Origin of the sequence: Chryseomicrobium imtechense (assembly GCF_041475995.1) — a bacterium.
GTDB classification, from domain to species: domain Bacteria; phylum Bacillota; class Bacilli; order Bacillales_A; family Planococcaceae; genus Chryseomicrobium; species Chryseomicrobium aureum.
In genome coordinates, this window is the sequence record NZ_JBGOBM010000006.1 from 62,819 (window position 1) to 89,658 (window position 26,840).

The following is a 26,840-nucleotide window of genomic DNA, read 5'->3' on the forward strand; positions in this document are numbered from 1 at the left end:
GATTATAAAATGGAAAAATATATCTTATCACTAGATCAAGGAACGACGAGTTCAAGAGCAGTCTTATTTAATATAAAAGGTGAAATCGTAAAAATCAGCCAAAGAGAATTTACACAGATTTTCCCCAAGCCAGGTTGGGTCGAGCATAATGCAAGCGAAATTTGGGGATCTGTTTTGGCTGTAATTGCCACTGTTTTATCTGAATCTGGAGTGAAACCGGACCAAATCGCAGGAATAGGTATTACAAATCAACGAGAGACAACCGTAGTATGGGATAAAGAAACTGGCTTACCCGTCTATAATGCTATCGTATGGCAATCTCGACAAACTGCTGATATTTGTGAAGAGTTAAAAGCACAAGGTCATAATGATTTGTTTCGTCGCAAAACAGGTTTGCTAATTGACGCTTACTTTTCAGGTACAAAAGTAAAATGGATTCTAGATAACGTTGAAGGGGCAAGAGAAAAAGCAGACGAAGGTAAATTACTTTTTGGTACCATTGATTCTTGGTTGATTTGGAAGCTCTCAGGAGGAAAAGCGCATATTACAGATTACTCGAATGCGTCCCGAACACTGATGTACAATATTCATGATTTAGAATGGGATCAAGAGCTGCTTGATATTTTAGGAGTACCAAATTCGATGTTACCTGAAGTGAAATCCTCATCTGAAATTTATGCGAAAACAGTAGATTATCACTTCTTTGGACATGAAATTCCAATTGCAGGTGCTGCGGGTGATCAGCAAGCTTCATTATTTGGACAGGCTTGTTATTCAGAAGGTATGGGTAAAAACACCTACGGTACAGGATGCTTTATGTTAATGAACACTGGTGAAAAAGCCGTTTCTTCATCTCATGGCTTGTTAACTACTCTCGCATGGGGCATTGATGGAAAAGTAGAATATGCATTAGAAGGCAGTATTTTCATTGCGGGAAGTGCCGTTCAATGGCTTCGAGATGGAATGAGAATGATCAAAGATGCTCAATCTACTGAAGACTATGCAAAACGTGTTGATTCAACTGACGGAGTTTACGTTGTACCTGCTTTTGTAGGTCTTGGAACACCGTATTGGGATAGTGAAGTCCGAGGTGCAGTGTTTGGATTAACAAGAGGTACAACAAAAGAACATTTTATTCGGGCGACACTTGAATCCATAGCCTATCAAACAAAAGATGTACTGAATGCAATGGAGAAAGATTCAGGTATCCAGCTTAAAAAGTTACGCGTCGATGGTGGAGCTATTCACAATGATTTTCTCATGCAATTCCAAAGTGATCTCCTAGACGTAACTGTTGAGCGTCCAGTAATTGGGGAAACTACTGCTTTAGGCGCAGCCTATTTAGCAGGACTTGCTGTTGGTTTTTGGAAGAGCCGTGATGAAATTGCAGACATGTGGAAAGTGGATAACAATTTCGAGGCCAAAATGTCTGAAGAGCTTCGCACAGACCTCTACTCGGGTTGGAAAAAAGCTGTGACAGCAGCTATGGCTTTTAAATAATACGAATTTATGATAGAATTTACTTAAGTTAATAAATGGGTACAGAATGAGAGAGGCCTGAATTCATTATGATGCATGCATCATAATGTGATTCAGCCTCTCTTTTTTTTATCTAAAAAATTCGTTTATTTAGAGAACCACATACACTAAAACTGAAAGGCGGAAGTAAAGTGATACAAAATTTTTCGAGTCTAAATAGAGACGCGCAAGTAAACAAGATGAGCCAACAGGAATACGATTTAATTGTCATTGGCGGAGGGATTACTGGGGCCGGTATTGCTCTTGACGCTGTAACAAGAGGAATGAAAGTTGCTGTTGTTGAGATGCAAGATTTTGCAGGTGGAACATCTAGTCGATCTACCAAACTTGTCCATGGTGGACTGCGTTATTTAAAACAATTCGAAGTGAAAATGGTGGCTGAGGTCGGGAAAGAGCGGGAAATCGTCTACGAAAACGGACCTCATGTTACGACACCAGAATGGATGCTTTTACCTATCCATAAAGGTGGAACATTCGGAAAGGTAAGCACATCCTTTGGTTTGCGTGTTTATGACTATTTAGCTGGCGTCAAAAAGAAGGAGCGACGCAAGATGCTTTCTGCTCAGGAAACGCTAGCTCATGAACCTTTAGTAAAAAAAGATGGATTACGCGGAGCTGGGTATTATGTAGAATATCGTACCGATGATGCACGATTGACCCTTGAAGTCATAAAAAAAGCTGTGGAATACGGAGCAGACATAGTCAATTACGTGAAAGCACAACGCTTTATCTATGATCAAAAAAAGATTACTGGAATTGAAGTGATGGACCAATTATCTGGTACACCCTATATCCTCTCAGGAAAAAGAGTTGTAAATGCAGCGGGCCCATGGGTCGATGAAGTCCGAAGCCTGGATTACTCCAAAAACTCAAAACAATTGAGATTAACTAAAGGTGTTCACTTGGTAGTAGACCAATCCGTCTTCCCTTTAAAGCAAGCTATTTATTTTGATACGCAAGATGGTAGAATGATGTTTGCCATACCGCGTGACGGCAAAGCCTATGTAGGCACCACAGATACACTTTTTGATAAAGATAATGATATTGCGAATCCTAAGATGACTGTTGAAGACCGTCAGTATATTTTAGATGCCATTCATTATATGTTCCCAACAGTTCACGTAACGGTTGATGACGTTGAATCGAGCTGGGCTGGCGTTCGTCCACTTATATTTGAAGAAGGCAAAGACCCCTCTGAAATATCGCGTAAAGATGAAATTTGGGAGCAAGAAAGTGGACTAATCACAATAGCTGGGGGCAAGTTAACAGGATACAGAAAAATGTCAGAGCACGTAGTTGACCTTGTCTCTAAGCGTTTAAAATCAGAAACGAAACAAACCTTTAAAAAATCTAAAACAATTCATTTACCTATCTCTGGAGCGGATTTTGGGGGCTCTCAAAATTATCATTCCTTCGTTGAAAAGAAGGCTCTTGAAGCAGTTAAGTTCGGGTTAACTCCGGATGAAGGCCGTCATTTCGCCTCATTTTATGGCTCGAATGCAGATCAAATTTTCAAAATAGCACATGCTGCAACTGGGATGAAAATGGACGGTTCTTTGACACTCGCTGTTTATTCCGAAGTCGTCTATGCCGTGCAAAATGAAATGATCGTGAAACCTGTAGATTTCTTTATTCGCCGCACGGGAAGATTGTTTTTCGATATCAATTGGGTCCAACTTCACAAAGCATCCATTCTAGAGCTTATGAAAAATCTGTTAGGCTGGGATGAAGCAACCTATAAAACATACCAAGAGGAATTAGAAAAAGAAATTCACGATGCCATAATTGCCCTTCGTTAATTTCTCCTTGGCTTAAAAAATATAAAAAGATATATAGTGACTAGCACTATAGTAAACTCAGTTCCTTTCTCTTGGAACTGAGTTTTTAATTCCTCTTACCTATAATCTCTTTCATAAAATGTTCTACTTCTTCAGCTGTAGATAGAGACATGATATGACTCAAATGACCTTCCCACTTAGATTTTGAGAGTTGTGAAATCCGGGAACGAGCTTTTAAAATTGAGGAAGCACTCATTGAGAATTCATCGAGCCCGAGAGCTAGAAGTATGGGTATAGCTATGTCATCTTCTGCCATTTGACCACACATGCCTACCCATTTACCTTGCTGATGAGCAGCATCAATTACATTTTTCACTAAGCGTAGAATTGCCGGATGATAAGGTTGGTATAAATAAGAGACTCTTTCGTTCATGCGATCCGCTGCAAGTGTATACTGGATCAAATCATTTGTACCGATAGATAAGAAATCCGCCTCTTTAGCGAAATGATCTGCAATTACAGCCGCTGAAGGCACTTCCACCATCATACCTATTTCTATCGATTCACTTACCGCGATTCCTTTTGAAATAAGCTGTTCTTTTTCTTGAATGAGTATTGCTTTAGCCTTCCTAAACTCGTCAAGAGTGGCAATCATGGGGAACATTATTTTCAAATTACCGTGCACACTTGCCCGCAGAAGTGCTCGGAGTTGTGTTCGGAACATATCTTGCATTTCTAAAGAAAGTCGTATTGCTCGAAGACCTAAATACGGATTCATTTCATCAGGAAGCTTAAAATAGGGAAGTTCTTTATCTCCACCACAATCTAAAGTACGGATGACTGTAGGTCTGTTTTTCATACAATCCAGCACAGATTTATATGCTTCGTATTGCTCTTCTTCACTGGGAAAAGAATCTCGTCCCATGTACAAAAATTCCGTTCGGTATAAACCGATGCCTTCACTACCGTTTTCAATTGCTCCTTTAACATCTTCGGGGGTTCCAATATTGGCAGCGAGCTCTACTCGATGTCCATCCAATGTAACAGTAGGTTTGTTTAAATACTTTGTCATCTCTACTTTATTGGCTTCTAGATCGGCACTTTTAGCTCGATATGCAGAAATAATTTCTTCACTGGGGTTAACATAAACTCTTCCTTCTATTCCATCCACAATAACCACTTGGCCGTTCTCTATAGTCGAAGTTGCTGTGTTCGTTCCAATTACTGCTGGAATTTCAAGGGTGCGAGCAAGTATTGCAGTATGTGAAGTCCGACTGCCTCTATTGGTAACAAAACCTTTAACGAAATCAAGATTTAGTAGGGCTGTTTCAGAAGGAGACAAATCGTTCGCTATAACAATCACTTCTTCAGAAATGAGCGATAGATCAGGAAGTGTTAGACCTACTAGATGAGTTAGTACTCGTTTTGCGACATCGCGAATATCTGCCGTTCTTGCTCTTATGTACTCATTGTCCAAAGCATCGAACATGGCAATGAACCTATTTGTCGTTTCTTGAAGTGCCAATTCTGCATTTAAGCCCCTACCAATTTTTTCTTTAATCGGACCTATGAATTCAGGGTCTTTCAAGACTAAAAGATGCGCAGTAAAAATTGCTGATGTATCTGACCCCAATTTAAGTTGTGTCTGCTTTTTTATTTCTTTCAATTCGTCTTCAGCAGCAAAAATAGCCGATTCGAAACGCTTAATTTCTTTATCCGTATTGGTAACAGCTTTTTTTTCGATAGGTAAAGCAGTGTCTTCTATACGAAGTGCTTTGGCAATAGCAATTCCATTTGATGCTGCTAAGCCCGCAATAGACTTCATCCTGTAGCCAATCCTTCAGTTTTCATTAACGCATCTACAACAGCCATTAAATCTTCTTCGTCAGAACCGTCGGCAATAATTTTGATCGTGCTATCTTTTGAAATGCCTAACGACATAAGACCCATAATCGATTTCATATTTACTTGTCTTTCTTGATATTCAAGCTTTACTTCAGAGGTAAATGGTGTCACTGCTGCTACCAAGGTGGCAGCGGGTCGTGCATGAAGGCCTTCTACACTTGTAATTTTATAACTTCGTTCAATCATCTTATTCTCCTTTCTAGTTTCACTGGAATTATTAAAGGAAATGAAACATAACTCCTTCTTCACCTTACTTAAGATTTTAAACTTACCATAGGGTAATGACTAGTATGACGGTAGTATCATGACAAATTCATTATTTTATATGAACAAATGGTTACTTTATTTAGATATTTCCATGAACATCCGGAATGATCGTTTGAACAAGACGAAACAACAAAACCTGCCTTTCTCATTGTTTGAGAAAAGCAGGTTTGTTTTAGTTCTCAGCTAGAGCAAGCAGAGCCTCCGTCATGACGGCGACACCTTTCACGCAATCCGATAACTCCGTCCACTCATCTGGTGAATGACTTTTCCCATTGTGACTCGGCACAAATACCATGCCAGACGGAACATACTTCCCCATAATCATGGCATCATGACCGGCACCACTGACAAGCGGCATGGTAGAAAGGCCGCACTTTTCGGCGGCTTCTCGAATCACTTGTTGGATTTGATCTGGCACTAACACAGGAGGAATTTGCACATCTTGTTCCACTACAACTTCTAAACCACGTCGTTCTGCAATTTCATATGCAGCTTGTTGGATGCGAGAAAGTAGCTCCGCACGTGTATCCTCATAAATATCACGCACATCTACCGTTACTTGCGTCTCGCCTGCAATCACGTTCGACCCGTTCGGATGAACATGCAGTTTCCCCACAGTTGCTACAGCTGTTTCGTTGATTTCACGGGGGAACTTTTCAACAGCTAAAATAAGTTCTGCTGCAGCAGGCACCGTATCTTTCCTTGCATCCATGGGTGTGTTACCAGCATGGTCGGTATTGCCTTTGTATGTTGCTGTCAGCCAGGCAGGACCAGCAATTCCTTCAACGACCCCTATATCTGTACCTGTTGCTTCGAGTTTCACGCCCTGCTCGATATGGAGTTCAAGAAAGGCATGGATTTCTTCAGGGTGACGTTTATGCTTTTGTACATCTTCGGCAGTAAAACCACTTTCTTGCATTGCATCGACAAGCGCAACTCCCTCATCATCGGAAAAACGTAGCAAGTCTTGGTACGTCACTTCTCCCATCAACACACGGCTCCCGAAAATTCCGTTACGGAAACGCGCGCCTTCCTCATCCACAAAGACAACGACTTCAATTCCACGCTTCGGCTGAATCCCTCGCTCCTGCATCGCTTTGATTGCAAGCAGACTGCTGATACAACCAAGAGGACCATCAAATGCTCCTCCGTTAGGTACGCTGTCTAAATGCGATCCCGTCATGACAACAGGCAGCGTTGAATCTTGCCCTTTATACAGACCATAAAGATTGCCGATTGCATCTTCCCGCACTTGTAACTTTACTTCTTGCATCCAACGCACAAATACGGCTTTTGCTCGTGTTTCGGTATCAGTATAGGGAAAGCGGTGCATCCCGCCTTCAGATGTCCTACCAATTTGCATAAGTTCATTTAATTTGTCAGCGATTTCTTGCGCATCAATCCCAGGGAAAGTCGGAACATCTTGCAAGTTTTGCACTAAACGTTCGTATGTAAACATCATTCTCCTCCTAACGGATACTCAATAACTGCTCCTGGTCCTAATGGTAGTCCTAAGAAGTACCAAATCGCAAAGAATACGATCCACGCAACCCCAAAGACAATCGAGTACGGGAGCATGATGGAAATGAGTGACCCAAGTCCCAAGTTTTTATCATAGCGTTTAGCGAGTGCGAGCAAGATAGCAAAGTAAGCAAACATCGGCGTAATCGGATTTGTGATCGAATCACCAATACGATATGCAAGTTGAGTGAATGCCGGGCTATAGCCGAGTAGCATAAACATCGGAACAAAGACAGGTCCCACAATCGCCCATTTAGCTGAAGCCGATGCAATGAAAAGATTCAAGAAGGCGGAGAACAAGATGAAACCGATCAATAACGGCAACCCCTTAAAGCCAATCCCTTGTAAAAGTTCTGCTCCGTTCACTGCCATGATGATGCCGAGATTACTCCAATTAAAATAAGCAATGAACTGTGCTGCAAAGAACGCGATGATGATATAAAGTCCCATCGAACTCATCGCCTTCCCCATCTCGTTCGCTACATCTTTATCGTTACTTAAAGCTTTTGTAGTGAAACCGTAAGCAAGTGCCGGGAATAGGAAGAGCCCCATAATGACAGGCACTAAAGAACTCATAAACGGAGAAATGACAATGCCTCCGTCTTCTCCACGCAACCAGCCATTTTCCGGAACGATTGTAAGTGCAATTAACGAAAGGAATACAAGTGTTGCAACACCTGCAAGCTTTAGCCCTTTTACTTCAACAGCTTGCAAAGGCTCCATTGAAAGCTTCGGACCTGTGTATTCCGGAAGACGTGGCTCGACGATTTTTTCTGTCACCCAGATCGCGAGTGGCACGATGATGAAACAAGATCCGAACAAGAAGTAAAAGTTCATTGCCGGATTGACGACAATATCCGGATTCACAATCTCAGCAGCTGTTTGTGTAAACCCTGCAAGTAAGGCATCCAACATATTGACAATCAAATTGGCACTGAAACCACCTGCAACCGCTGCATAGGCAGCAGCCATCCCAGCAATCGGGTGTCGCCCCACACTCATGAATACTAGTGCTGCAATTGGCGGTAAGACGATAAAACCAGCATCTCCCGCCATGTTAGCAAGTACACCTGCAAATACAATGGCAAACGTAATCATCTTCTTAGGTGCCGCTTGAACGACCTTACGAAGAAGAGCAGAAATTAGACCCACACCTTCGGCAAGTCCGACCCCAATCATGGTTACGAGCACAAGACCCAGTGGTGGGAAACTCGCAAAGTTTGATACCATTTTCGTCATAATCTCTTGAAAGCCGGTTTTCGTTAATAGGCTGATTGCTTTTACTTCCTCGTTTGTCCCTGGGTTTACCACAGACAAGCCGGCCATCGCTGCAAAATGAGAGACTACTAAAATAGCTAAAGCAAATAAGATAAACAGGGTGACTGGATCCGGCAGTTTGTTTCCAACCTTTTCAACGATATCTAAAAATCTCGATAACAATCCGCGCTTCTTCGTAACTTCCATAAGACTCTCCTCCAACTTTTCAGAAAATTAATAGTTTTCATTATAACGCTTTATCCAGATAAAGCTATGTGTGTTTATCCAAAATGAAATTCTATTCATTGTATAAATGAACAACTAAACTTCACTTACTTTGTGTAACTATCCATAGATATTGGAATTTGTCAGTGTATAATGAAAAGTAGTAAAATTCATGGAGGTTAGAAAATGTCTACAACATCCGAACTATTTGCACAAATCGAAGGTTTATATGATGAGATGGTGGCCATACGTCGTCATCTTCATGAAAACCCTGAACTATCTTTTGAAGAAGTAGAGACCCCAAAATTCATTGCAAACTATTTAACTGAACTGGGAGTTGAAGTGGAAACCGGTGTTGGCGGGCGTGGTGTCATTGGAAGAATTTATGGCGGAAAGCCCGGCAAGACTGTCGCACTGCGGGCAGATTTCGATGCGTTAGCTATTCAAGATGAGAAAGATGTTCCTTACCGCTCAAAGGTCGCCGGAAAGATGCATGCTTGTGGACACGACGGGCACACGGCAACTTTATTGGCAGTAGCAAAAGTGTTACAAACAAATCGTGAACTTTTGACAGGAAATGTTGTACTTATTCATCAATTCGCTGAAGAATTGGCACCGGGTGGGGCGAAACCAATGATAGATGCCGGATGTCTCGACGGGGTTGACGCAGTATTCGGCATGCACCTTTGGTCAATGGTTCCTCACGGTAACATCGGATGGGCTCCTGGTCCGTCTATGGCTGCAGCGGACCGATTTGCAATCAAAATCAATGGACGCGGCGGTCACGGCGCTTCCCCTCACGAAACAATCGATAGTCTCTATTTGGCTACTCAAGTCGTTAGCCAGTTCCAGTCAATCGTTAGTCGCCGCCTCGACCCGTTGCAACCAGCTGTATTGACTGTAGCAACGTTCAATTCTGGGTCCGCATTTAACGTCATTCCAGATAGCGCAGAGATTGGTGGAACAGTTCGCACATTCGATACGGCAGTTCAAGATCAGATCATCGAAGAGATGGACCGTGTGATAAAAGGTGTCTGTGAAGGAAGCGGTGCCACTTATTCATTTGATTTCTTTAAAGGGTATCCAGCTGTTGTAAACCATGAGAAGGAAGCACATCTAGTTGCCAACGCAGCGACTAAGGTTGTCGGAGCAGAGCACGTCGTCCAGATGCAACCTATCATGGGAGGAGAAGATTTCTCTTACTTTTTATTAGAACGTCCAGGCGCATTCTTCTTCACAGGAGCAGGAAACCCTGATGTAGGCGCAACCTACCCACATCACCATCCAAAATTTGACTTTGACGAGCGTGCAATGGTTGACGCTGCAAATGTTCTGATTCAAGTGACGTTTGATTACTTGGAAGGTTAATATCATGAACGAGTCTTTATCAAAGCGCCAACTCGAATCCCTTCTCTATGCTTCGAATGTGATGAACAGTTCACTAGATATCGATACGATTATTGAGTCTCTGTTGCAAGTATGTGTATCGCAAGTGGAAGCGATTGATGGGGGCGTCTTGTTTTTATTTGACGAAGAGCGACAACGGCTGATTGCTAAAAAGACCACCGTTCTAGATAAAACCATCATCGATAAAGTAGCATTAAAACCGGGTGAATCTATGACTGGTCAATGTTTCATTCGGAAAGAAATCGTTCTCTACCAGGGACGTGACTCTGTGACTTCTCTGACCAATACATTGACACCTGAAAATAAAGAGTATCTTCATCTATCCGTGCCGACAATGCCGTACTCCACAATTTGTGCTCCACTACTTGTGAAAGGTCAGTGTTTGGGTGTTATCACATTAGATGCATTTCAACCTGTTGAAATCACGGACGAAGATTTAAAGCTAGTAAAAGCTATTTCGCAACAGGCCGCATTGACTCTTGAGAATGCTCGTCTCTACCAAAAACAAGAGCAAGCTATGAAAGATGTAAAACGCGTAAATCATGCATTACAACGAGCTTCAACTATTCATAGAGAGTTAACAGAGCTCGTGTTGAACGGGAAGTCACTAGAAGAAATCACCTACTATATTGAGGACAAGTTAAGAATCGTATGTGCAGTGGTGAATGAAGAGGGTGAGTATTCTGTTACACCATCCACCCTTGAATTTGAGCCGATTTTAAAAGCATACTCTCAGGATCTACGCCAACAAATTCAAGTGGCGGAAACAAATTACCATCTTGCATCATTTCGTTTAGGTTCGCGACTTGAATCTGTTGGTTGGTTAATTTGTGCAAAAAATGAACCGTTTGATGCAATCGACAGTAACACACTTGAGCACGCGAGTAGTATTCTTGCGATGGAACTGATCAAACGCAGAGCTATAGAAGATGCGCAACTCCAGATGCGTGGGGAATTTGCTGAACAGTTGTTCTCTGGTGTTTTAAAAGAGGATCTACCTTTACTTGCCAAAAGACTCCACCTACCCGTAGAGGGGGAATTTGTTGTTACGATTGCTCGTTTTGATGCGCCAATCGAGAGGGTGATCATGTACCCAAAAGTTATTCAACAGGCAACAAAATACTTACAAGGCTTTACGCACTTTACGTCACTGGATAGTAGAGAGTTGAAAGTTCTTATTCATTTAACAAGCGAACAAGATTCTCAGGAGATTCAATTAATTTGGAGCCAGTGGTTACGAGAGCTGAAGACATTGACAAATCGTTCTGTTGTTGTTGGAATTGGGAAAACACATGCTCATCTAAGACGCGCATACTATTCATCACAAGAAGCTTATCAATCGTTAAGGTATCTAGAAAAACGAGACCTCCGAGACACCTCTATCCGTTTCGATGATTTAGGTCTACACAGGTTATTACTACAAGCACCAAAGGCTGAAATTGAAGGCTTTATCGAAGAAACATTAGGGCCGCTCATCCGCTATGATCGTGAAAAAAACGGAGAATTAATCGCAACCCTTGGCGTGTATTTCCACTCCAACCAACAAATGAAAGCTACGTCAGAAATACTTCATATACACGCCAACACTTTAATTTATCGGTTGAAGCGGATTGAAGACATTACGGGTCGTTCCCTGACAAAAGTGGAAGATCTATTAGCCCTCCATACAGCTCTTGAACTCTTTCAAGACTCTATAGAGGCACGAATGTAAACTTGATTATATACCAAAAAGCATGCATGCCCTCGGGCACGCATGCTTTTCTTCTTTTTTATACAGAGACACGATTCAGCAGATGGACAATAATCCAGCCCGCCGCAAACGTCACTAAACTTAGCATCCATTGCAAGCCGCTTTCCGGTAATCCAGGAAATACCACAGCAAGAGAACCTAAAACCAAACCGATGATCACAGCAAACGTAATTCCCGGTTTATGCGTGAGCAAATAACGAATAATTTTACTACTTACAATAAATCCTACTCCCACTCCGGCTCCAATGATGAGAATAAGCGGAATGTTCAGCTCGGAAAGTGCACGAATTACAGTCGGATAAACGCCGATTAACAATAAGATGAAGGAACCACTGATTCCAGGTAACAACATCGCCATACTCGCTAACCAACCTGAAAAGAACAGTAAGGCCATTGTCGCTGGCGATAAATTCGTGATGATATCTGCTTCAGCCGGGCGAATAAACGCCATACTTGCCACCAAAATTGTTCCAATAACAATGGCAATCCAGTACGAAGACTTGAAGCTTGCTCTAGAATCTAATTCTTTAAATAACATCGGAATTATCCCAATGATTAGTCCTAAAAAGAAAAATTGTGTAGGTGCAAAGTAATTTTCTAACAAAAAGTCAATCACTCGACTTAACGATAAGATGGTGATGACCATACCAAGACCAAGCGGAATCAAGAATAGTGCATGACGCTTCCATTCCTTACTAAAAAATCCGCTAATCGCTGCAATGAGGCGATCATAAATGCCTAAAATAACAGCAATCGTCCCACCACTGACACCCGGAATTAAATCGGCAATCCCCATTGCAAAACCACGTAAAATATTTTTCCATTCCATGAAACGTACCGCTCCTTTTTTACAACTCACATTGTTCTAGTATAGCGGAACTCATCGAACTTGCACAATGCAAAAAGGCAATGCCTTTTGAGACATTGCCTTTTCTAGACTAATTGATAAGTTTGGCATAGACGATTAGTCGTTCCTCGCGCGTCCCCCATTCTCGGTTGTAGGTACCGGAACAAGTAATCAACACGAGTTCAGGTGAAGAGGTATACCCGAACACTTCAGAAACATCTGCTAGGGCAAGGGGTATTGACTCTAGCTTATAAATCTCAAATGTCAGTGTCTCATCTTCCCCTGCGACTTCAATGACGTCACCTGCTTGTACATCTGCAAGATCCCAAAAGATGGCCGGACCTTCTACTCCATCTACGTGACCCGCGATGACAGCACGTCCATTTTGCCCTGGATTATATCCAGGTTCAAACCAGCTCACTTCATTGATTTCATCCGGCACTGCCATTTCACCCTTCTCATTCACACCTAAGTGTTGAACAGGCGCTTCCACTCCAATAGAAGGGATGCGTATAGTTTGTGGCGAGATACCTTTAGATAAAGCAGCATTTATAGGATTTTCAGTAGGTTGCACTGCTGATTTAACAACTGGTGCCACACGCTCACTTGGAGCTTCTGCTTCAAATCCAATAGTCTCTGTTTTCACTGCCACCTCATCTACAGGCGCGCAGCCTGCAAAGAGGAGCAGTGAGAGAAGAAAAACACTAGTTTTGAAAACGACTGCGGAATGCAAATGCTCCACCCATTACTAGCACTAATCCACCAGCAAGTAATAAGTACATCATTGTGTTTTGCTCAGGAGTTCCAAGACCTGTAGCTGGCATTTCTTCAGGAGATCCAGCACCTTGGTAGTCTACTAAAGCAAGTACTTCTAAAGAGTCTGCAGTGTTGATTGCAAACACACTATATACTGTGTTAGCAGCTAATTCAGTTCCTTCTAAAGGAAGAACTTGAGTGCCATCTGGAGTGCGGATTTCAAGATCATACGTACCCGCTTCTAATTCCATGTAATCTGTGATTCCAGGGAAAGTAGCGCCAGCAAATACTGCGTCTCCACCGATTAGACCGACATCAACAGTTGGTGCATCTGGTGATAAGTGTCCTACGCGGATTTTTGTCATACCTTCAGATACTTCCATAGAATCTTCAGCTACAACGAATTCAAGAGATTCAACTAGGTTAGCAGCAGCTACAGTGTAAGCTTTACCAGCTTCAACTGTTAGGTCAGCTTGTAATACTGCGTCACCTTCCATGTATTCACTACCAGCAGCAAATACTTCCACATTGTGTGTCCCAGCAGGTACATCTAAATAGCCAGAGTCTGCTTTGAATGGTACATCTTCAAGTGTCAATTCACCGTTTACATAAACATCAACATTTGGAGCATCTGGGGATGCGTGGACAACTCGTACTTTCGCGCCTTCATGGCTATCAGCGAAAGCAGTTACTCCTAGTGAAAATACCATGGACAAGACGACTGCAAGTGTTACCAAGATTTTTTTCATCTTCTTCTCTCCTCTGCTTGTTTAATGTTTGTACACCTTTTGTACAACTTAGTTATACCGCATATACAAAGATTGTACAAGTGAAAAGGCTACCAAAAAGACTGAATGCTTCAAATTAAATATATTCTACTATTTAAATCATAATTACATCATTTTTTCACTAAAAGTTTGACGATTACTATACAAAAAAAAGAAAACCTTATACAAGTTGATTTGCATCGTCTTGTATAAGGTCTTCATCAAACTCTTGCTTTACGATTTTGAAAATTAACTGTTGGGTAATAAGCATCTTTGACCAGAAGATTTGGCCCGAGGCAAGAAACCGCTGGACAATGGCAATTCATAGATTGGGCTGTTTGTGTTTCTAACCAAGAATTATAAATTGCAGGTAAGGAGGATTCTAGTAGGTTTCCAACTTTCGCCGCTTCACCAAAGTCTGTAACCGCTACTTCTCCCGTAAAGATATTGATATTGAGCCGTGATCGTCCATCCGGGTCATTTCGCACGGTGACGTTCGGTTGTTTGCGAAGTTCTTTTAGCAGATCAATATCTTCTTGTACGGAACTGCAAGCATAAAACGGAAGTGTTCCAAACAACATCCAAACAGATGGGTCTCGCACATCAAGTAATCGTGAAATCGCTTGTCGGGTTTCTTCTAATGATAGAACATCCAAGTTGGAAGCAAAACTAACCGGATACATTGGATGAACTTCATGACGGCTACACTTCATTTCTTCTACAACTTGTCGATGAATTTCTTCTATATAAGGAAACGTACGTTTATTCAGCATTGTTTCTGCCGATACAAACACGCCCATTTCGGAAAGTCGACGGCTGTTTTCAATCATTACATCGTACTGTTTACGACGAACAGAAACAGGGGGCGGTGTTGGCATGTTCGCAAATCCACCTTCGATAAAGTCTTCCGGCGTTCCCCAATTGTGAGAGATGTGAAGAACATCTAAGTAGGGGGCAATTGCCTCATAGCGTTCAAACGGCATCGTAAGGTTGGAGTTGATTTGGGTGCGAACGTCTCGTGCTTTGGCATATTTTAAAAGGGGTAGAATCACTTGTTCGAGAGACTTCTTCGAGAACAAAGGTTCTCCACCTGTTAAACTGAGTGTTCGCAAGTGAGGAATCTCATCCAACTTAGCGAAGAGTTTATCCATCGCAATCGGATTTGGGTCTTTAAGTGCAAGAATGTCACCCACCGCACAATGTTCGCAACGCATGTTGCATAAGTAGGTTGTAGTCAGTTCAATACTTGATAGTGTAAGTTTCCCGTGGCGGCTGATATCAAAATAGGCTTCCCAATCGTCTTGAGTGGGTGTTTGATGCGGTGTTGTATGTAAAACCATTAGGTGTACTGCCCTCTCTCTAGTAAATTTCCATGTTCTATTGTACATGCTTTAGGCCAAAGAAAAAAGAGCAGCCTTCGCTACTCTTTACGAACTCATCAACATTCCACCGTTAACATGGATACATTGACCTGTCATATACGCGCCGTCTTCAGAAGCCAATAACACATATGCGCCGACCAAATCACGCGGTTGTCCAGGTCGGCCTAAAGGTGTCCCTACTCCAAACTCCTCCACATGCTCTTTATCAAATGTTGCAGGAATCAGTGGTGTCCAAATCGGCCCAGGAGCTACCATGTTCACCCGTATGCCTTTTGGTGCCACATTTTGAGCCAGGCTACGCGTAAAGCCGACGATTGCCCCTTTTGTTGAAGCATAATCAATCAACTCTTCGTTCCCCATATACGTTGTCACAGATGTTGTGTTTATAATTGAGCTGCCCTGTTTCAAATGAGGGAGTGCGAATTTCGATAGATAAAAAATCGGATAGATATTTGTCTTATACGTAAGATCCCATTGCTCAGCTGTTATATCTTCTAGCGACTTCTGCGGGAATTGTTTTGCCGCGTTATTCACAAGAATATCGAGCTGTCCAAACTCATCGACAGCTTTCTGAACGAGCGTCTTACAGAAGTCTTCGCTTGAAACGTCACCTTTCATAAGGAGCGCTTTTCCTCCCCGTTCTTCTACAAGTGCTTTTGTCTCTTCTGCATCTTCATCCTCATCTAAATAATTGATAATAATATGCGCACCCTCTGCCGCGAAAGCTATGGCGACGGCTTTTCCAATCCCACTGTCGCCCCCTGTAATAAGCGCGACTTTGCCTTTGAGTTTTCCAGCCCCGATATAGTCCGTCGGATGGACAGGTGCCGGATCCATTTTTGACTCTACCCCTGGTTGTGTACTTTGCGTCTGAGGTGGTTGACCATCTTGTTGACGTTCATGAATATTCATCGAATTCCTCCTCCATGTTTGCTCTTTTACTTATTTTCCCTAGCATCGGCATTTAAAACGTTTAGTTTTCTAGTAATTGGGCATAAAACAAGTAACGAGAAGGAGGCACCAGAATGTTGACAACTACAGTAAATGATATTCAACTCACTTTCACAGAAAAAGGTTCCGGACCCGCTGTGTTGCTACTTCACGGACTAACAGGAAATCGGCATATGTTTGATGAGGAAGTAAAAGTCTTACAAAAATATGTACGTGTCATCGCACCTGACCTTCGTGGACACGGCGATTCAACACGCCCCGCGACTTATACTCTTGATTCAATGATAGAGGATTGCGTGGCACTGATCGAGGAACTCGGTTTATCTCGCCTCTCTATCATCGGCGTTTCAATGGGCAGTTATATCGCACAAGCTCTTGCTATTCGATTAGGTGAAAGAGTAGAGAAACTTGTATTGGTTGCAACAAAATCTTCTGGAAAAACCTCTTCCATGCAAGCTCTATTTGAGTCTCACAGTGAGGAACTTGAGGGGTTAACCCACAACGCGAAAATCTTAAAAGCGTCCAAATACATGTACCATGATTTGCAGGCTGTTGGACAATGGAGCAAAGAAGCAGCGAAAAAGTCAGATTCCATGACAGCTGACCAGATTCAAGCTGCAAACGATGCACTTCTTGGATTTGATTTCAAAGATGAACTACAGAGAATTTCAGCAAAAACTCTCGTCATCAGTGGGGACCATGACCAATTAAATCCGGCAGAAGAAGGACGAGAGACCGCTCGACTCATCCCACATGCAACGTTTGCCGAATTCAATGAGTCTGGACATGCACCAAATGTCGAGCAGCGGCTCTTGTATTTGGACTTTATTCTCGAGTTTTTAGAAATCGAGCGTAGACAAACTCCTTAATCAAAAAGCACCTTCTTTAGATTCATACCTAAAGAAAGTGCTTTTTTTTACTACTCCAAATGCGCTGCGTATTTTTCAAATTGCTCTTTCGTTGAAATATCTCGAGCAAAAAATGGAATTCTGATTTTCCTCTGCTTCGGAAAGCGCTTGTCAATCGTCGCGAGATATGGTGCTTCTGCTTCTTTACGCTCAATCATAAACGCACCCTCCACTTCATCAGGTAACACTTTATTTACAATCAATGTGCGAACATGGATGCCATAATTGTGAAGAAGATCGACGGCTTTCTGAGTCTCTAAAATGGGCAATCGCTCAGGATTCAAAACAAAGATGTATCCTGTCATCGTCTCATCTAATAAAACCTCCCGTACCGCTTTAAATCGACGTTGCCGTTCTCGCAACACATCATAAATCGGGTCTTCTCTCGGTTTTCCGTCATTTAAAAGTTGTGCATAATTCTCATTCGTCTTTTCGCGCTTCTGTAACAACCCTTCAATCCATACACCCATTAGCTCCGGTAACGTCAGCAAGCGGATCGTATGACCTGTCGGAGCCGTATCAAAGACAATCTTGTCATAGGTCGCGCGCTCATCCAACACAATCGATACAATCTTATCGAAAAGCGCGGCTTCATCTGCTCCTGGAGAAGCTTTAGCTGTATCAAGCTGTCTGTATACTTCTTGCATCATGGTCGGATTGACGGTTCCTTTTACATTCACCTTCACTTGGTCAATATATTTGGTCGTTTCGGTCTCCGGGTCAATTTCTAGCGCAAACAAGTTCGGCGCGACCTCTTTCCCTTCCCCGCCGATCTGGGTGTCAAAGATATCTCCTACATTGTGCGCGGGGTCTGTAGAGACAAGTAACGTTTTCAACCCATCAGCTGCAAACTTCCACGCAATCGCAGCCGCTGATGTCGACTTTCCAACCCCGCCTTTTCCTCCTACAAATACAATCTGCTGTGTCGTCATGGTGTATCCCCCTAACAACAACGGAATCCCGTCATTGGTGATTTATCCATCCCCATCCGGAGATGCCAGTCATGAAATTGTTCCATCATATATGGATATAATTCCAATGTGTAATAGTAGGCCGGATTTGGAATTCCAAGCATCTCGGAGTACAACATGAATAAAAACATATCGTCTTGGTCTCTGAGTTCCCGTACGATTTCAGATCGGTGTGGCATCGATAAGACCTCTTCATAAAATGCCACCAATGCCTTCATCTTCTCAAAGAGTGACATGTCTCTTCCTCCTTCATAGAAAAGAACCGCCTTGCAGCGGCCCTAGTTTTACTCGTCGAAATTGTAATTCGGATCGATTCCTTTACGGAGAGCAGATGCAGCTGTCAACAAGATCCACAGTGTGAATCCGAAAATGATAGCTCCGAATACGAACAATAGGGTATTCGGGTTACTTCCCCATATCGCCCATTGGAAGAAGACTTGTTGCGCCATCGCATACATCGTCATGAAAATCAGGAAGATCATCGGGATGAGTGCAACCCAATAGTTTCTGCCTAACCACTTCAACCAAATTGTTAGAAGCAATAGTGAAATTCCTGCTAACAATTGATTCGACGTTCCGAATAACGGCCATAGCAAGTAACCACCCGAACCAAATCCGTTTGGTCCTTCTGGAATCAATACAAGTGCTGCTGAAGACGCTACTGCAATCGTCGTCGCTACATGTGTTTTTGTTAAGACTGGAAGATTGTACTCTTGTCCAAGCTCCGCAATGATATAGCGCATAAGACGTACAGAAGTATCGAGCGTTGTAGCTGCGAAACTAATAACAATGATGGACACAATGGTCGTCGCAATGTTTGCTGGAATGAAAAGACCTTCTGCGAGTTGGGCAGCCCCTTGTACGAAGTTTCCTAATCCACCACCACTTGCAGCGGCAAAGCTTGAATAACTCTCGCGGAACGCATCTGCAGTCGGGAAGAATGTAATGACGGCAATGATGGATACAAGTGCTAGCACACCTTCTCCAACCGCTCCGGCATACCCTACAAAGCGCGCATCTGTCTCTTTATAAAGTTGCTTAGACGATGTCCCGGAAGAAACCAGTCCGTGGAATCCAGAAATCGCGCCACATGCGATTGTGATGAAGAGTAATGGCAACCAAGAAACATCATTTGTTTGGTTCGTCATAGGTGCTGTGATTTGCGGGTTGGTGAACAGAAGCCCAGCATATAAAATGAACAAACCAACAACTAATTGATGCGAGTTGATAAAGTCACGTGGCTGTAAAAGTTGCCACACCGGTAATGTGGAAGCTATGTAGACATACACCATCAAAAATACAATCCAAATAAAGAACGCTGTAGAAATAGCGCCTAATCCAAACAATCCAGCGCCTTCTTCGCCGCCCATGTAACGGACAAGGTCAATCTGCAACCAGTCAACACTACTTGCGATGACAGCTGTCGCATACATTACAACTAAAGCGATCAAACTTGGAATCAACATCTTGCCTTGCTTTTTATACACCGAATATCCGATCCAAATCGCGAGCGGAATTTGAATCATGACTGGTAAGACAGCCGCTGGGAATGAAATAAAGAGATTTGCGATTACCCAAGCAAACACTGCGTTTACCATTAATACTAAAATTAAAATAATGAATAAGAACAAAATCTTTCCGCGCTGGCCAATTAGACGGTGAGCAAGTGTACCGACAGATTGTCCTTTATTTCGAACGGACAATACAAGTGTTCCGAAATCATGGAACCCTGCTGCAAAAACTGTACCTAAAACAACCCATAAGAAGGCTGGTAGCCATCCCCAGTAAACAGCAATTGCAGGACCTAAGATTGGTGCAGCTCCTGCTACAGATGTAAAGTGATGACCCCATAGAACCCATTTGTTTGTCGGCACGAAGTCTACCCCATCTTCAAAACGATGAGCAGGTGTCACGTAATTCGGGTCAAGCTTGAAGATTTTCTCTGCTAGAAACTTAGAATAAAACCGGTAACCTAAAATAAAAACAAATAACCCTATCGAGGCAAGTGCAATCGCATTCATTTCCAAATCCCCTCCCATTTTCCAGTAGTGATTACTACCTCATCATAATATAAGGCAATAATTATTTCAATATTAGAAATACACTAATTATTATGGGGTATTTGGAACTTCTTTTACTTAACGTAAGAAAAAAGGCCTGTCGCATTTTGCGAGAGGCCTTAGTAGTATCAAAATACAGAGAGGTCCCATTGTTCTGAGAGCTTTTTTAACAATTGGATTCCCTTCACGCTATTCCCTCTAGAATCAAGTGGTGGAGATAAAATGCCAATCCCCATCCGGTCACTGACAACAGCTAAAATACTTCCGGAAACACCACTTTTTGCAGGAAACCCAACTTTGATGGTGAAGCGTGAAGACGCATCATACATTCCACTAAGCAGCATGTAGGCATTTGCTGTTTTCACATTGGCATCTTGCAAAATTCGTTCGTTTGAAAAAGGATCAATTCCTTTATTGGCAAGAAGCGAACCCATTCGGGCAATGTCTTCGACAGTTACAGCGATGGAACACATTTGGAAGTATAAGTCGAGCGAGTCTTCTGTATCATGGATAGATCCCGATGCCTGCAAGAAGTAAGCAATCGCTTTATTCCGAAGGGCTGTGGACTTTTCAGAGTCAAAGACTTCGACATCGACGTAGATACCATCATCTCCTGTAAGTGTCCGAGTAAACTCCAGCATATTTTGCAAAGCTTCCGGCCCTTCTTTTTCTGCAATCATCGAACTGAGCACGATGGCACCAGAATTAATCATCGGGTTGTGCACGTTCCCCTCTGATGTACTTTGAATCCCCATGATGGTGTTGAAGGGGTCCCCTGTCGGATCTAGAGTGATTCGTTCAAAGACGGCTTCCTCTCCGTAATTTTCTAAGGCATATAAGAAAATCACGACTTTTGAAATACTCTGCATCGTAAATTTGAAGTCGATGTCTCCACTCGAAATGGAACGTGCTTGTGTGTCCATAATGCTGACGGCAAAGATATCAGGGTCTACGCGTTCGAGGGCAGGTATATAAGAAGCAACCTTTCCATTGTTTTCACAGTTTCTCTCACAGTCAATGAAGAGTTCTTCTAGTTGTTTTTCATATTCTTTGAGTGTCATCGAGTCTCCTCTTTTCCTTTAAGATTCTGGTTTTAGTTTACCAGGTATCCAATGGGGACAAAACACCTTTTGAATCAACTGTAGTTGGAAATGATAGGCCTACTTTCATTCTTTGAATGGTAGACCATGTTCCGTCATTGCCGCTTTTAGTAGGCGAATCGCTTTCGGACCAACCCCATGATACGAGAGCAATTCTTTTTCAGACATCTTGCTGATTGCCTCTAATGAATCTAAGCCATTTGCATCGAGCGCTCGTACTGCAGGCTTTGGAAGTGTGGTGGGAACCGGTGTAGAGTTCTGTTCTTTTCCCATGAGAGATACCTCCTTCTTTTTTATTAAGCTCTTATGTACTACTTCAATTTATAAATAGTTCTTGCACTCTTGATTGAAAGAGGTATAATAATCTTTGTCAGTAAAAAATAGATCCTGTAGCTCAGCCGGGAGAGCGCCACCTTGACAGGGTGGAGGTCGCTGGTTCGAACCCAGTCGGGATCATTGGGTGCCAAACCCACGTGGAAGCTGTCGGAACACGGCTTTCACATGAAAGAGTCCTAGTAGACCGTATGTCTAGGGGCTCTTTTTTTATATAAAAATAAGAATCAAACTGTACACTACTGCCCCTAAAAAGAACGCACGAAAACTACTTTCACTTTCTTCTGGCAATTCTTCCTTCATAACATTCAAAATAATTCCACCTGCCAATAAAGCGACTAAATAAGATAGAATAAATGGATGCAAATCTGTAAATGTGGCGGCTGCCCATCCTACGGCAATTGCAGTAGCAAGAAGCCATCTTCCGTAGCGCGCATAATCACGGTCATGTTGTTCATCTAAACTTATATCAATCGTAATGAAATGAACACCAAGTGCCACAAAGAACGCAAGTGGACCTAAGGACTCGGTAAATTCCTCGCGAACAAGTAAATAACCAATACTGAAGTTATACAAAGTGAAAATTCCAATATGTACCCAGAATACACCTGGATTGTGTGTAAGGGAAGAACCCTCACGCCGTCCTTTATGCGAAGACTTTACATATTTCTCTAAGCCATAAAAAAGCACGAGCCCCAGTAGAGCAAGTAAATAAATATGATGTTCAATAAACCCTAAGATCCCCTCACCCTTCAAGCTCTCTTGGAAGTCTGCTAATTCAGGAAGTAAATGAAGAAATACGTAAGCAACAGAGATTCCTCCTGCTATCGATAAAAAATGACTGCGTGGTCGTTTTCGTAAAAACTTTAAATGACGCGCGAATAAATGGATAAGTACAAAACCAATCATACAAAGTACACTCGCAACAAAGCCCATAGTTTTCACCTCCTGTCCTACTATTCCCTTTTCCTATTTGATTTGAACCGCTTCCCAAACAAAAAACGAGCATACTGCAGTATGCCCGTCGCGCTAAAATTGAAAATGCTTTTTTATTTCTCGTGCTGTCTCTTCAGCAGTTTTTGTCATCGTATCTAGTCGAAGATAATTCGAGAACGAAATCTCATCAGGTAGAGAATTCAGCCGGAACCTCTCAGCCGTTGTGATGACATCGTTTCGAGACCATTCTAGATTCCGCTTAAATGGTTTGTGTTCTAAACGGTTCGGTGTGCTATTGCGTGCAAGGCGCTCTTCAAGATCTGCTTCTAATTCAACATAATAAATTTCAGCATTCTCCGCTTCGAAAGTATCCACTACATTTTGTACATAGTCCCAATCGAGTTGTTTATCAAATCGCCATACGAATGTGAAAATGAGGCCCTCTAAATCACTCTTTGCGACTTCTTCAAAGATTTGGTTTCTGAATGAATTTACAAGATCTTGCCCTTTTTTCGTACTATAATCAAAAAAATGCGAGACCAAATCAATGGTCATATGATTGTGAAACAATTTTAATTCAGTGATTTTGGCAAGTTCTTGCCCGACAGTCATCTTCCCAACAGCTTGAGGTCCAAATAGTAATACTAACTTCATTTCAACATCCCCTGACATCTATCCACTTAAGAAAGTTTTTCCTAGTGTACCATAGACAAGCTGTCAGAAAATGCTTTTTATAAAATGGCACGCTCTTTATGGAGGACGGGTTGACATGCGAGCACATGATGGACTAAAAAAGTTCGTTTCGCTTGTTTCGCAGTATCCCAAATCCACATTTTATCACCGTTCAACTTCAACACTCTGATTCGTCTTTTCGTTAATTTCCCAGCTTTGTCCATGTAGACTACATCCATCAACTGATTGTATTTCATTGCTTTTACAAACTGCTCACGCATCTTTTCCGACCTCCTTTGTTCTCATTATAAACGAACACTTGTTCTTTTTACAACAAAAAAGACTCGGCATCCCTAGTTTCGAAATGCCGAGAAAACTCTTTATAAAAGCCACTCAATAAACAGACCGATCGTCAGTAAAATTCCAACAAACGTATTCGTAAGAGCCGTTGATTTCATCGCGGGTCCCATCATCATCGGCTTCGTTTTTCCCAAACGGAAGCTCTTAATCGCTGTGATGGATTTTGGCACTGCGAGTAAAACTAGTAGTGCCCATGGCGTAACAATCTGTAAAACGACTAGCGCAACAATCCACACATACGACACGATAAATGCGATAGCAAGACCAGTAATTGCTCGTTCGCGTCCTAGTAAAATCGGCAATGTCTTACGCCCACCAATCGTATCTTCTTGGATATCCCGAATGTTGTTCGACATATTGATTGCCCCAACTAAGATCCCAAATGGGAAGGACAACAAAAATGCCCACATCGTCACTTCGAGCGTTTGAAGGTAATACGCAATCAAGATAAATCCAATCCCCATGAACACGCCAGCGAATAATTCACCAAATGGTGTGTAGGCAATCGGAAGAGGTCCTCCTGTATAGAAATAGCCCACAGCCATTCCCACAACGCCAATCACAATCAACCAGAAGCTTGTTGACGCCGCGATATAAATCCCAATAAACCCAGCGATTACGTATAAAATCAGAGCGACTGAAAGAACCATGCTTGGCTTTAAGCCGTGACGAACAATTCCGCCACCGATCCCAACAGACTCTGCCGTATCAAGACCTTTTTTAAAATCATAGTATTCATTAAATAAATTTGTAGCAATCTGTAAACAAAGTCCCGCTGCCATCATCGCAAGGAACAGTCCCCAGTGAATCGATGTTTCAAAAAGCGCCATCACGGTCCCTAAAATGACCGGTACAAACGTTGCCGTCAATGTATGCGGACGCGTCATCTGCCACATCAATTTGCCGCGCGAAATCGGCGCAGTCGAATCAAGTGCTGTCATGATGAAAATCTCCTTTATTCCTAAACTACATAGCACTTTATTATAGCATTATTCATACAAAAGTTTGTAGACAGTCGCCACTTTCTCCGCGACATACCCACTCCCTCCATTATCTTCAACATCTTCAATCATCATGGCTATGATAAATGCTTCCGTCTCTACAGGATAGCTGACAAAAAAGCCGTTCTCTTGTCCTTCAGCATCTAGACTTACCTTCAGTTCAGCTGTCCCCGTCTTGCCAGCTACCGGTATCCCTGGAAGGTTGACAGCTTGCGCGAATCCGTCGACGACCATGCTGCGCATACCCGCTTGTAACTCCGTAATCGTTTCAGGAGATGCGAGTCCTTCTTTCCATACCACTTGATCTTCCTCTTCTAAAAGAAGGGTCGGTTGCCACATCGTACCGTCCGTCAAAAACGGTTGGTACGTTGTTGCGAGGTGTAAAATATTTGCGAGCATTTGTCCTTGTCCAAACGACGTATCCGCCAGTTGTCCTTCAGATGAGATCGTACCGTCATTTGATACTTGAGACGATTGCAGATTTAAAAAGAATGGAATGTCTTCGCCAAATCCGAATGCCTCAAGTCCTGTGATGAACGTCTCGCGCCCCATTGCAAGTGCTTGCTGCGCGTAGTAGATATTGTCTGAGTAGACCAGTGATTTTTCTAGGTCGATTGGGTTCGGCGCTTCCGGGTGAAGGCGCGTCACACGATAGTCTCCCCACGACGCATCTTTTTGCCAAGTCGCCCCCTCAATCACAATGCCTTCGTTTGGATTTAAAGTGCCTGCTTCCATACCAATCGCCGCTGTAATCGGCTTCAATGTTGAACCTGGAGCGTAGGATGCAGCAAACCGGTTAAACAGAGGTTGGAGCGGGTCTTCACTCAACTCTTGATAACGACTCTGCGTCATACCGAGCATGAACTCAGATGGCTCAAATCCTGGAGAACTAAGAAGTGTTAACACTTCTCCTGTTTTCGGGTCAACTGTTGCGGCAGTTCCAGGCTCCCCGTCCATTGCGTCGTACGTTACGCGTTGTAATTCTGCGTCGAGGGTCAAATCGATACGCTCCCCGTCCACTGGCGCAATTTCCGCGAGTGTCACATCTTCCGCACCCTCCGCTGCTTTATCGATAAAAATACGTTTGCCACTTTCCCCACGCAACCGCTCTTCTAAGAAACGCTCAAGTCCTTGACGCCCAATCTGATCAAACTCTGTGTAACCGTCTTCTTCACGCTCTGCCAATTGTTCCGCTGTGATAGGTCCAATATAACCCACTAGATGAGAAGTCGCGGCTCCGTATGGATACTCGCGCATTCCCGTCTCTTGGAGCAACACACCTGGAATTTCAAGTAGAGCTGCACGGCTATCATCCACTTGTGAAATTTTATCAAGTGGGACAAAGACATCATCTGTTACCCAGCTCTGTCCTAGTTGTTGATCGATGTAATCGACAGAAATTCCAAGTAGTTCTGCAAGACGGGGCTTTAAGGTGTCATCTGTAAACTTACCAGGTACAAGTCCTACTTCAAAACCGGTCCCATTGATGGCTAATGCATTTCCGTTCCGGTCATAAATTTCTCCACGTGCAAAATTCTGCGTCGTCACACGTACTTGGTCCTCTGGCTCTAGCCCTGGCAAAATAAATCCCGTATCCCATTCCGCCATCCATGTCAGTTCCTCTTCTTCAACAGGCTGCCACGTCATCTCTTGTTCCCACTCAATCGGACCTGCACTCGTCTCGACTTGAATTTGCACCGGGAAAGTTGCTGGTTCAGTCGACTCCCACTCTGTATCTTCCGATGGAGCTGTAAATGTGATGTCTCTTTCTGTAATCTCCAGCGCTTCGTCTAAAGCCACTTGACGTTCAATAAATGCTGCTTCATCAAACTGCTGTTTCGTTTCATCGGATAAAAATTCTGTATAAAGTGTTTCATAATCTCCTTCGTCCCACGCGGCTATATACGCTTCTAACCGTTCTTGTGGCGTCACTTCATCCGTACAGCCGACGAGTAACAGACCGCTCATCGCCACAACGCCAAATCCCCACTTTTTCATCTCGCCCACTCCTATCTTTTCCTAATCGTACCATATCAGTTTATAAAGCGTTTATATACAGGTTGTATCATTCAAAATGTTACCACTTCCCTTTACTACAGCTCTCGGAATTGGTATATTCGCAGTGGAAGATGACAGACCACTTCTGC

General features: G+C 42.8%; 25 protein-coding genes and 1 tRNA gene. 7 read left to right on the forward strand and 19 right to left on the reverse strand.

Annotated elements, in window-relative coordinates:
• The first annotated feature begins 9 nt into the window (after nt 1-9).
• Both glpK and AB5N96_RS07515 read left to right on the forward strand, forming a co-directional pair.
• The gene (gene glpK / locus AB5N96_RS07510) at nt 10-1,500 is read left to right on the forward strand and encodes a glycerol kinase GlpK (protein WP_499705127.1); all 1,491 of its coding nucleotides are present in this window, start codon (nt 10-12) and stop codon (nt 1,498-1,500) included.
• A 218-nt stretch (nt 1,501-1,718) separates the two neighbouring features.
• On the forward strand, nt 1,719-3,338 hold the full coding sequence (locus tag AB5N96_RS07515; RefSeq protein WP_204589580.1) for a glycerol-3-phosphate dehydrogenase/oxidase: 1,620 nt from the start codon (nt 1,719-1,721) through the stop codon (nt 3,336-3,338).
• 85 nt (nt 3,339-3,423) lie between these two features.
• On the opposite strand, the gene ptsP is transcribed toward AB5N96_RS07515, so the two are convergent.
• Together ptsP and AB5N96_RS07525 are read right to left on the reverse strand one after the other, a co-directional pair.
• Nucleotides 3,424-5,142, reverse strand: coding sequence for a phosphoenolpyruvate--protein phosphotransferase (gene ptsP, locus AB5N96_RS07520; protein WP_499705128.1), 1,719 nt, complete (start codon nt 5,140-5,142; stop codon nt 3,424-3,426).
• A complete protein-coding gene (locus AB5N96_RS07525) occupies nt 5,139-5,408 on the reverse strand; it encodes an HPr family phosphocarrier protein (RefSeq protein ID WP_204589512.1) in 270 nt (89 codons plus the stop codon). The genes ptsP and AB5N96_RS07525 overlap by 4 nt, the downstream gene beginning before the upstream one ends.
• A gap of 118 nt (nt 5,409-5,526) precedes the next feature.
• Between AB5N96_RS07525 and AB5N96_RS07530 the strand changes: the two genes are divergently transcribed.
• Nucleotides 5,527-5,676, forward strand: coding sequence for a hypothetical protein (locus AB5N96_RS07530; RefSeq protein WP_499705129.1), 150 nt, complete (start codon nt 5,527-5,529; stop codon nt 5,674-5,676).
• Here the strand turns inward: AB5N96_RS07530 and AB5N96_RS07535 are convergent.
• Together AB5N96_RS07535 and AB5N96_RS07540 are read right to left on the reverse strand one after the other, a co-directional pair.
• A complete protein-coding gene (locus AB5N96_RS07535; protein ID WP_239584816.1) occupies nt 5,662-6,948 on the reverse strand; it encodes a Zn-dependent hydrolase in 1,287 nt (428 codons plus the stop codon). The genes AB5N96_RS07530 and AB5N96_RS07535 overlap by 15 nt on opposite strands.
• A complete protein-coding gene (locus AB5N96_RS07540) occupies nt 6,948-8,474 on the reverse strand; it encodes an AbgT family transporter (protein ID WP_499705130.1) in 1,527 nt (508 codons plus the stop codon). Before AB5N96_RS07540 ends, AB5N96_RS07535 begins: the two co-directional genes overlap by 1 nt.
• Nucleotides 8,475-8,678: 204 nt before the next feature.
• On the opposite strand from AB5N96_RS07540, the gene AB5N96_RS07545 reads away from it, so the two are divergent.
• Together AB5N96_RS07545 and AB5N96_RS07550 are read left to right on the forward strand one after the other, a co-directional pair.
• On the forward strand, nt 8,679-9,860 hold the full coding sequence (locus tag AB5N96_RS07545) for a M20 family metallopeptidase (protein WP_204589509.1): 1,182 nt from the start codon (nt 8,679-8,681) through the stop codon (nt 9,858-9,860).
• Nucleotides 9,861-9,864: 4 nt separating this feature from the next.
• Nucleotides 9,865-11,610 (forward strand): helix-turn-helix domain-containing protein, encoded by a 1,746-nt coding sequence (locus AB5N96_RS07550; protein ID WP_499705131.1) that lies wholly within the window; start codon nt 9,865-9,867, stop codon nt 11,608-11,610.
• A gap of 58 nt (nt 11,611-11,668) precedes the next feature.
• Here the strand turns inward: AB5N96_RS07550 and AB5N96_RS07555 are convergent, their stop codons facing one another.
• The 5 genes from AB5N96_RS07555 to AB5N96_RS07575 form a co-directional block, all read right to left on the reverse strand.
• The gene (locus tag AB5N96_RS07555; protein ID WP_499705132.1) at nt 11,669-12,478 is read right to left on the reverse strand and encodes a DUF368 domain-containing protein; all 810 of its coding nucleotides are present in this window, start codon (nt 12,476-12,478) and stop codon (nt 11,669-11,671) included.
• A gap of 109 nt (nt 12,479-12,587) precedes the next feature.
• Nucleotides 12,588-13,142 carry a class F sortase gene (locus AB5N96_RS07560; RefSeq protein ID WP_499705133.1) on the reverse strand — a complete coding sequence of 185 codons (555 nt, stop codon included), beginning with the start codon at nt 13,140-13,142 and terminating at the stop codon, nt 12,588-12,590.
• Between the two features lie 58 nt (nt 13,143-13,200).
• Complete coding sequence (locus tag AB5N96_RS07565; RefSeq protein WP_499705134.1) at nt 13,201-14,001, reverse strand: DUF4397 domain-containing protein; 801 nt, start codon at nt 13,999-14,001, stop codon at nt 13,201-13,203.
• 239 nt (nt 14,002-14,240) lie between these two features.
• The gene (gene yfkAB / locus AB5N96_RS07570; RefSeq protein ID WP_499705135.1) at nt 14,241-15,359 is read right to left on the reverse strand and encodes a radical SAM/CxCxxxxC motif protein YfkAB; all 1,119 of its coding nucleotides are present in this window, start codon (nt 15,357-15,359) and stop codon (nt 14,241-14,243) included.
• An 87-nt stretch (nt 15,360-15,446) separates the two neighbouring features.
• The gene (locus AB5N96_RS07575) at nt 15,447-16,313 is read right to left on the reverse strand and encodes an SDR family oxidoreductase (protein ID WP_204589503.1); all 867 of its coding nucleotides are present in this window, start codon (nt 16,311-16,313) and stop codon (nt 15,447-15,449) included.
• Between the two features lie 113 nt (nt 16,314-16,426).
• Between AB5N96_RS07575 and AB5N96_RS07580 the strand changes: the two genes are divergently transcribed.
• Nucleotides 16,427-17,221: an alpha/beta fold hydrolase gene (locus AB5N96_RS07580; protein WP_204589502.1), complete on the forward strand. Its 795-nt coding sequence runs from the start codon at nt 16,427-16,429 to the stop codon at nt 17,219-17,221.
• 50 nt (nt 17,222-17,271) lie between these two features.
• Here AB5N96_RS07580 and AB5N96_RS07585 read toward each other — a convergent pair whose 3' ends face one another.
• The 5 genes from AB5N96_RS07585 to AB5N96_RS07605 form a co-directional block, all read right to left on the reverse strand.
• Complete coding sequence (locus tag AB5N96_RS07585; protein ID WP_499705136.1) at nt 17,272-18,192, reverse strand: ArsA family ATPase; 921 nt, start codon at nt 18,190-18,192, stop codon at nt 17,272-17,274.
• Between the two features lie 11 nt (nt 18,193-18,203).
• Nucleotides 18,204-18,467, reverse strand: coding sequence for a cory-CC-star protein (locus tag AB5N96_RS07590; protein ID WP_204589500.1), 264 nt, complete (start codon nt 18,465-18,467; stop codon nt 18,204-18,206).
• 48 nt (nt 18,468-18,515) lie between these two features.
• A complete protein-coding gene (locus tag AB5N96_RS07595) occupies nt 18,516-20,252 on the reverse strand; it encodes a carbon starvation CstA family protein (protein WP_499705137.1) in 1,737 nt (578 codons plus the stop codon).
• 167 nt (nt 20,253-20,419) lie between these two features.
• Entirely contained in the window at nt 20,420-21,352 is a 933-nt protein-coding gene (glsA, locus tag AB5N96_RS07600; protein WP_499705138.1) for a glutaminase A, read from the reverse strand.
• Nucleotides 21,353-21,457: 105 nt separating this feature from the next.
• Nucleotides 21,458-21,664, reverse strand: coding sequence for a helix-hairpin-helix domain-containing protein (locus AB5N96_RS07605; RefSeq protein WP_499705139.1), 207 nt, complete (start codon nt 21,662-21,664; stop codon nt 21,458-21,460).
• A 110-nt stretch (nt 21,665-21,774) separates the two neighbouring features.
• On the opposite strand from AB5N96_RS07605, the gene AB5N96_RS07610 reads away from it, so the two are divergent.
• Nucleotides 21,775-21,847: transfer RNA gene (locus AB5N96_RS07610), tRNA-Val, on the forward strand.
• Nucleotides 21,848-21,934: 87 nt separating this feature from the next.
• Here AB5N96_RS07610 and AB5N96_RS07615 read toward each other — a convergent pair.
• The 5 genes from AB5N96_RS07615 to AB5N96_RS07635 form a co-directional block, all read right to left on the reverse strand.
• Nucleotides 21,935-22,660, reverse strand: coding sequence for a hypothetical protein (locus tag AB5N96_RS07615; RefSeq protein WP_499705140.1), 726 nt, complete (start codon nt 22,658-22,660; stop codon nt 21,935-21,937).
• Between the two features lie 93 nt (nt 22,661-22,753).
• The gene (locus AB5N96_RS07620; protein WP_204589496.1) at nt 22,754-23,314 is read right to left on the reverse strand and encodes a DEAD/DEAH box helicase family protein; all 561 of its coding nucleotides are present in this window, start codon (nt 23,312-23,314) and stop codon (nt 22,754-22,756) included.
• A gap of 77 nt (nt 23,315-23,391) precedes the next feature.
• Nucleotides 23,392-23,613 (reverse strand): transcriptional regulator, encoded by a 222-nt coding sequence (locus tag AB5N96_RS07625; RefSeq protein ID WP_499705141.1) that lies wholly within the window; start codon nt 23,611-23,613, stop codon nt 23,392-23,394.
• Nucleotides 23,614-23,712: 99 nt separating this feature from the next.
• Complete coding sequence (locus AB5N96_RS07630) at nt 23,713-24,633, reverse strand: 1,4-dihydroxy-2-naphthoate polyprenyltransferase (protein WP_204589494.1); 921 nt, start codon at nt 24,631-24,633, stop codon at nt 23,713-23,715.
• 48 nt (nt 24,634-24,681) lie between these two features.
• Entirely contained in the window at nt 24,682-26,691 is a 2,010-nt protein-coding gene (locus AB5N96_RS07635; protein WP_499705142.1) for a penicillin-binding transpeptidase domain-containing protein, read from the reverse strand.
• Between the last annotated feature and the right edge of the window lie 149 nt (nt 26,692-26,840).

What these genes read in the sequence shown, in the direction of transcription:
- AB5N96_RS07585 (WP_499705136.1), bottom strand. Translation starts at nt 18,192, where the DNA reads ATGACGACACAGCAGATTGTATTTGTAGGAGGAAAAGGCGGGGTTGGA.
- ptsP (WP_499705128.1), bottom strand. Translation starts at nt 5,142, where the DNA reads ATGAAGTCTATTGCGGGCTTAGCAGCATCAAATGGAATTGCTATTGCC.
- AB5N96_RS07565 (WP_499705134.1), bottom strand. Translation starts at nt 14,001, where the DNA reads ATGAAAAAAATCTTGGTAACACTTGCAGTCGTCTTGTCCATGGTATTT.
- AB5N96_RS07550 (WP_499705131.1), top strand. Translation starts at nt 9,865, where the DNA reads ATGAACGAGTCTTTATCAAAGCGCCAACTCGAATCCCTTCTCTATGCT.
- glpK (WP_499705127.1), top strand. Translation starts at nt 10, where the DNA reads ATGGAAAAATATATCTTATCACTAGATCAAGGAACGACGAGTTCAAGA.
- AB5N96_RS07620 (WP_204589496.1), bottom strand. Translation starts at nt 23,314, where the DNA reads ATGAAGTTAGTATTACTATTTGGACCTCAAGCTGTTGGGAAGATGACT.
- AB5N96_RS07605 (WP_499705139.1), bottom strand. Translation starts at nt 21,664, where the DNA reads ATGGGAAAAGAACAGAACTCTACACCGGTTCCCACCACACTTCCAAAG.
- AB5N96_RS07630 (WP_204589494.1), bottom strand. Translation starts at nt 24,633, where the DNA reads ATGACAGCACTTGATTCGACTGCGCCGATTTCGCGCGGCAAATTGATG.
- AB5N96_RS07515 (WP_204589580.1), top strand. Translation starts at nt 1,719, where the DNA reads ATGAGCCAACAGGAATACGATTTAATTGTCATTGGCGGAGGGATTACT.
- AB5N96_RS07635 (WP_499705142.1), bottom strand. Translation starts at nt 26,691, where the DNA reads ATGAAAAAGTGGGGATTTGGCGTTGTGGCGATGAGCGGTCTGTTACTC.
- AB5N96_RS07540 (WP_499705130.1), bottom strand. Translation starts at nt 8,474, where the DNA reads ATGGAAGTTACGAAGAAGCGCGGATTGTTATCGAGATTTTTAGATATC.
- AB5N96_RS07580 (WP_204589502.1), top strand. Translation starts at nt 16,427, where the DNA reads ATGTTGACAACTACAGTAAATGATATTCAACTCACTTTCACAGAAAAA.
- AB5N96_RS07590 (WP_204589500.1), bottom strand. Translation starts at nt 18,467, where the DNA reads ATGTCACTCTTTGAGAAGATGAAGGCATTGGTGGCATTTTATGAAGAG.
- AB5N96_RS07525 (WP_204589512.1), bottom strand. Translation starts at nt 5,408, where the DNA reads ATGATTGAACGAAGTTATAAAATTACAAGTGTAGAAGGCCTTCATGCA.
- glsA (WP_499705138.1), bottom strand. Translation starts at nt 21,352, where the DNA reads ATGACACTCAAAGAATATGAAAAACAACTAGAAGAACTCTTCATTGAC.
- AB5N96_RS07545 (WP_204589509.1), top strand. Translation starts at nt 8,679, where the DNA reads ATGTCTACAACATCCGAACTATTTGCACAAATCGAAGGTTTATATGAT.
- yfkAB (WP_499705135.1), bottom strand. Translation starts at nt 15,359, where the DNA reads ATGGTTTTACATACAACACCGCATCAAACACCCACTCAAGACGATTGG.
- AB5N96_RS07595 (WP_499705137.1), bottom strand. Translation starts at nt 20,252, where the DNA reads ATGAATGCGATTGCACTTGCCTCGATAGGGTTATTTGTTTTTATTTTA.
- AB5N96_RS07555 (WP_499705132.1), bottom strand. Translation starts at nt 12,478, where the DNA reads ATGGAATGGAAAAATATTTTACGTGGTTTTGCAATGGGGATTGCCGAT.
- AB5N96_RS07575 (WP_204589503.1), bottom strand. Translation starts at nt 16,313, where the DNA reads ATGAATATTCATGAACGTCAACAAGATGGTCAACCACCTCAGACGCAA.
- AB5N96_RS07625 (WP_499705141.1), bottom strand. Translation starts at nt 23,613, where the DNA reads ATGCGTGAGCAGTTTGTAAAAGCAATGAAATACAATCAGTTGATGGAT.
- AB5N96_RS07530 (WP_499705129.1), top strand. Translation starts at nt 5,527, where the DNA reads ATGACAAATTCATTATTTTATATGAACAAATGGTTACTTTATTTAGAT.
- AB5N96_RS07535 (WP_239584816.1), bottom strand. Translation starts at nt 6,948, where the DNA reads ATGTTTACATACGAACGTTTAGTGCAAAACTTGCAAGATGTTCCGACT.
- AB5N96_RS07615 (WP_499705140.1), bottom strand. Translation starts at nt 22,660, where the DNA reads ATGGGCTTTGTTGCGAGTGTACTTTGTATGATTGGTTTTGTACTTATC.